Here is a 4615-nt window from a genome sequence, read left to right as displayed (position 1 = left end):
GGTGGATTCATAACCCACAGGTCGGCGGTTCGATCCCGCCCCCCGCCACCAGGACAAACGCTCAGGCTCAGGCCGAGATCGGCGGACGCTCGTTGTCCAGCCCGCCTGCCACCAGCTTCAGCAGCGGCCGCGTCGCCGCCGGACTTGAGCCCCGCAGTTCCTCGCCCAGCATGTGGAAGTAGTCGGCGATCCGGCTGTCCTGCTCGTGGCGCGCCAGAACATCCATCGCCTCGGCGAATTCCTGTCGCGACGCCGCGCCCTTGGCGGACAGCACGCCGACGAGGGCCGCGAACAGACCCGTCTGGATCTGCAACAGAGAAGGTTGGTCAGGCATTTCCATTTCGACACTCCTTGTCGCAACGGCCACCTGAATATATTGCCGCGCGTCGCCAGAAGCTCCCAATGAAAACGAACGTTTACATGCGAGGCGAATTGCCACAGCTGGCCGCGATGGAGTAAATTCGCCAGTCATTATTTATGGATATTTGCTGCGACAAGTTGCCCCCATCGCACCCAGCGTGGATCCGTAAAGTCTTTTCTCTCAAGGGTTTGACCCGCCCCGTCCGCGAGGTTGTACTGGCGGCATGACGACCAACACCTTCAAGGGCGGATGTCTGTGCGGCGCGCTGCGCTGGGAGGCCGATCGCGCGCCCGACTATATGGGCCTGTGCTGCTGCGCCGACTGCCGCAAGGCTTCGGGCTCGGGCTTCATTCCGTTCATGGGCTTTCCCGCCTCGGCGCTGACGATCACGGGCCCCGCGCGACAGTACCGCAGTCGCGCCTTCCGGGGCGGAGAGGCTACGCGTAATTCGTGCCCGACCTGTGGCGGCCTGGTCTTTGGCGGAGAGCACGGCCTCCACGACAGCCACACAATCTATGCCGGCAGCCTGGACGACTCCCGCCTGTTCAAGCCGACCATGCTGCTGTTCGATCGCGATCGTCCGGACTGGGTGGTCCCGCCCGAGGGCGTGACGCGCTACGCGGCGATGCCGGAGTAGCGCGCCGATCGACTAGCCGCCCGGCAGGGTGCCTGGTCGGATATAGGGGAACATGTGGCTGACCCAGTCGGGCTTGCCCAGCGGAACGCCCTTATGGCGCAGGATCGCATAGGCGGTGGTCGCGTGGAAATAGAACTGCGCCAGGGCCCAGTCGCGCACGAACTGCTCGCCGGTCATGTCGAAGACGATCCCGTTGGGCAGCTTCAGCTCGATCATCTTTTCGGCGGCGCCGTCGAAGGCCGAGGCCGGCGTCGCCTCCAGGCGCGCCACGGCGTCGGCGAGTTGGGCTCGCAGCCCCTCGAAACTAGTCGCATCCTCGGCCGGCGCGAAGGAGTCCGCGCCCGTCAGATGGCGCAGAAGATCGCTGGCCTGGGTGCAGACGAACCGCACCTGCGTCGACAGGGGAAACATGTCCGGCGCCAGGCGCGCGCCGATCAAGGCCTCGGCCGAAAGACCGCTTTCGGCCGCGAAGGCCTCGGCCTTGGCCAGCTGAGCCGATAGGCCCTTGATCATCTGAAGATAGGTCGGAACGGCGATCGCGTACGGATCCATGGCGTCTTCTCCAAGCGGCGCCGGTCGCGCGCGCCCAGAGGACTTAGGCGCCCGGTCCGAACCGCGCCACCAGGTCGTAGGCCTCGCCGGGAAAAATCTGGCGCACGCGGGTCACGCCCCGCCCTTCCCGCCAGGTGCGGCGGTCGACGACCAGGCAGGCCGCGCCCTCGTCGAGGGCCAGCAGGCGGGCGTCCTCGGCGTCGGCGTTCACCGCGCTGATCCGGCTTTCGGCCTCGCTCCAGGCGACGTGCTCCAGCAGCCAGGCGCCGGGCGTGATCGCGGCGAAGTCGGCCGCCTCGATCTCCGGCGCGGCCTTCAGCGACACCAGCCGGCGCTCCAGGGCGAAAGGCCGCCCGCCGGCGTCGTGGACGCCTTCCAGCGCCAGCAGCTTGTCGCCGGCGGCCAGCGCCACCTCGTCGGGCGACGCGCCATCTGCGCCGCGCACCGCCCGCGCCAGAAGCCGGAAGGCGTAGATCTCGCCCCGCGCTTCGACCTCGGCCTGGATATCGGGGATGTTCAGGACGGGCGCATGCACCTTGGGGCGGGCCACGAACGAGCCGGCCCGCTTACGACGCACGATCAGGCCCGCCTCGGCCAGAGCGGTCATGGCCTTGCTGACGGTCATGCGGGCGCAGCCGTACTGGCTCATCAGCTCGGTCTCGAAGGGCACGCGATGGCCCGGCGGCCAAGCGCCGGAGCGGATGCGGCCCTCGATCTCGGCGCGGATGCGCTGGTGCATCGGCGCGTCGGTCACTCCCGAAACCGCTTGAATTCCCGCGTCAGTCACTGGACAAGCCTCATCGTTCGCAAATATGCCTATACATATTCGGGGACGGAGCAAAGAACCGACCCGAGACGCCCCTGGAGCCCCGCGTGACCGAGCTTGTTCTGATCCCCGGCGATGTTCCCCTCGCCGACTGGAAAGCGATCTATCGCGGCGCGGGCGCCCGCCTGGCGGAAAGCGCCGGGCCGGTGATCGCCGCCAGCGCCGCAGCGGTCGAGCGCATCCTGGCCAAGGGCGAGCCGATCTACGGGATCAATACGGGCTTCGGGAAGCTGGCCAGCGTCCGCATCGGCGACGAGGACCTAGCCACTCTTCAGCGCAACATCGTCCTGTCCCACGCCGCTGGCGTCGGCGCGCCTTCGCCCGTTCCGGTGATCCGCCTGATGATGGCCCTGAAGCTGGCCAGCCTGGCCCAGGGCGCCTCGGGCGTGCGGGTCGAGACCGTGCGCCTGCTGGAAGCGATGCTGATCCAGGGCCTGACGCCGGTCGTCCCGTGCCAGGGCTCGGTCGGGGCGTCTGGCGATCTGGCGCCGCTGTCGCACATGGCCGCGACCATGATCGGGGTCGGCGAGATCTTTGTCGGCGAGGCTCGCGTCCCGGCCGCCGAGGCGCTGCGCGCGGCGGGCCTGTCGCCGCTGACGCTCGGCCCCAAGGAAGGCCTGGCCCTGCTGAACGGCACCCAGTTCTCGACCGCCAACGCCCTGGCCGGTCTGTTCGAGGCCGAGCGCCTGTTCCAGACCGCCCTGGTCACCGGCGCCCTGTCGACCGAGGCCGCCAAGGGCTCGGACACGCCGTTCGACCCGCGCATCCACCAGCTGCGCCGCCACGCGGGCCAGATCGAGACCGCCGCCGCCCTGCGCGCCTTGATGGCCGGCTCGGCCATTCGCGCCTCGCACCTGAAGGAGGACGAGCGGGTCCAGGACCCCTACTGCCTGCGCTGCCAGCCCCAGGTGATGGGCGCGGCTCTGGACGTGCTGCGCCAGGCCGCCGCCACCCTCGCCACCGAGGCCAATGGCGTCTCGGACAATCCGCTGATCTTCCCGGAAGCCGACGAGGCCCTCTCCGGCGGCAACTTCCACGCCGAGCCGGTGGCCTTCGCCGCCGACATGATCGCCCTGGCCGTCTGCGAGATCGGCTCGATCGCCGAACGCCGGATCGCCATGCTGGTCGATCCGGCGCTGTCCGGCCTGCCCGCCTTCCTGACTCCGAAGCCGGGCCTGAACTCAGGCTTCATGATCCCGCAGGTGACCGCCGCCGCCCTGGTCTCGGAGAACAAGCAGAAGGCCTATCCGGCCAGCGTCGACTCGATCCCGACCTCGGCCAACCAGGAGGACCACGTCTCGATGGCCGCCCACGGCGCCCGGCGATTGCTGGGCATGGTCGAGAACGCCGATGCGGTGCTGGGGATCGAGCTGCTGGCGGCCGCCCAAGGCTGCGACTTCCACGCGCCGTTGCGATCCAGCGAGGTGCTGGAGGCTGTCCGCGCCCTGACGCGCGACAAGGTTCCGCACCTCACCGACGACCGCCATTTCCACCCCGATCTCGAGGCGGCCAACGCGCTGGTGCGGTCCGGCGCGGTGATCGCGGCGGCGGGTGGTCTGCCGGGCGTCGCTTAGCGCGTCAGCATCGCAGCCGCCTCGGCCGGGCTCTTCTTGTCCGTGTCGCGGTCGACGGCGTAGTTGGCCGCCTGCATCGTCCGGAGGCTGATCGCGCCGCTCAACGGCCGCAGGACGTCGAGAAGGCGCCGATCCCCCGCCCGCTTCGGGGCGACCAGGATCACGGCGTCGTAGGGCGGCAGCGCGCCCTTCGGGTCGGTCAGCAGCACCAGGTCGTCAGCGGCGATCCGCCCGTCCGACGAGAAGGCCGAGATCACGTCCGCCTCGCGGCTCGCCAAGGCCCGGTACATGAAGGTCGGCTGGAACTGACGCTTGGCCCTGAACCGAAGGCCGTAGGCTTTCTCCACCGCCGCCCACTCCGGTCGCGAGAAGAACTCCAGGTCGCCGCCCATGGTCAGATCCGACGCATGGACCGCGAGATCGGCCAGGGACCGGATGCCCAACTGCTCGGCGCGGTCGCGGCGCATGGCCAGGGCGTAGGCGTTCTCGAAGCCCAGCGGAGCCAGCAGGAGGACGCCGTCGCGGGCCTTCAACTCGGTCCGCAGGCCGTCCAGCACCGCCTGGCGGCCGGGGTTGTCCTGGCGGTTCAGCACATTGGCCCAAAGCGTGCCGGAATAGTCGACATAGGCGTCGATCTCACCGGCGGCTGTCTCTTATACACATCT

Annotated in this window: 6 protein-coding genes; 2 read left to right on the top strand and 4 right to left on the bottom strand. The window is 69.1% G+C overall.

Going from position 1 to position 4615, the window contains the following annotated elements; genetic code table 11:
* Positions 1-67: 67 nt before the first annotated feature.
* The gene (locus tag AX690_RS02570; RefSeq protein WP_066730235.1) at positions 68-340 is read right to left on the bottom strand and encodes a hypothetical protein; all 273 of its coding nucleotides are present in this window, start codon (positions 338-340) and stop codon (positions 68-70) included.
* 244 nt (positions 341-584) lie between these two features.
* On the opposite strand from AX690_RS02570, the gene AX690_RS02565 reads away from it, so the two are divergent.
* Positions 585-998 (top strand): GFA family protein, encoded by a 414-nt coding sequence (locus AX690_RS02565; RefSeq protein ID WP_066687325.1) that lies wholly within the window; start codon positions 585-587, stop codon positions 996-998.
* A 12-nt stretch (positions 999-1010) separates the two neighbouring features.
* On the opposite strand, the gene AX690_RS02560 is transcribed toward AX690_RS02565, so the two are convergent.
* Complete coding sequence (locus tag AX690_RS02560) at positions 1011-1550, bottom strand: DUF1993 family protein (protein ID WP_066687322.1); 540 nt, start codon at positions 1548-1550, stop codon at positions 1011-1013.
* A gap of 43 nt (positions 1551-1593) precedes the next feature.
* Entirely contained in the window at positions 1594-2289 is a 696-nt protein-coding gene (gene hutC / locus AX690_RS02555) for a histidine utilization repressor (protein WP_066687338.1), read from the bottom strand.
* Positions 2290-2411: 122 nt separating this feature from the next.
* Here hutC and hutH point away from each other — a divergent pair, with 122 nt between their 5' ends.
* Positions 2412-3950 (top strand): histidine ammonia-lyase, encoded by a 1539-nt coding sequence (gene hutH / locus AX690_RS02550; RefSeq protein ID WP_082769458.1) that lies wholly within the window; start codon positions 2412-2414, stop codon positions 3948-3950.
* Here the strand turns inward: hutH and AX690_RS02545 are convergent.
* On the bottom strand, positions 3947-4585 hold the full coding sequence (locus AX690_RS02545; RefSeq protein ID WP_255357046.1) for a glycine betaine ABC transporter substrate-binding protein: 639 nt from the start codon (positions 4583-4585) through the stop codon (positions 3947-3949). The genes hutH and AX690_RS02545 overlap by 4 nt on opposite strands.
* Positions 4586-4615 lie beyond the last annotated feature (30 nt).

Source organism: Caulobacter sp. CCH9-E1 (assembly GCF_001556515.1).
Lineage (GTDB): Bacteria > Pseudomonadota > Alphaproteobacteria > Caulobacterales > Caulobacteraceae > Caulobacter.
Note: the sequence above shows the minus strand (reverse complement) of the source record. Positions and strands in the feature narration are given on the sequence as shown.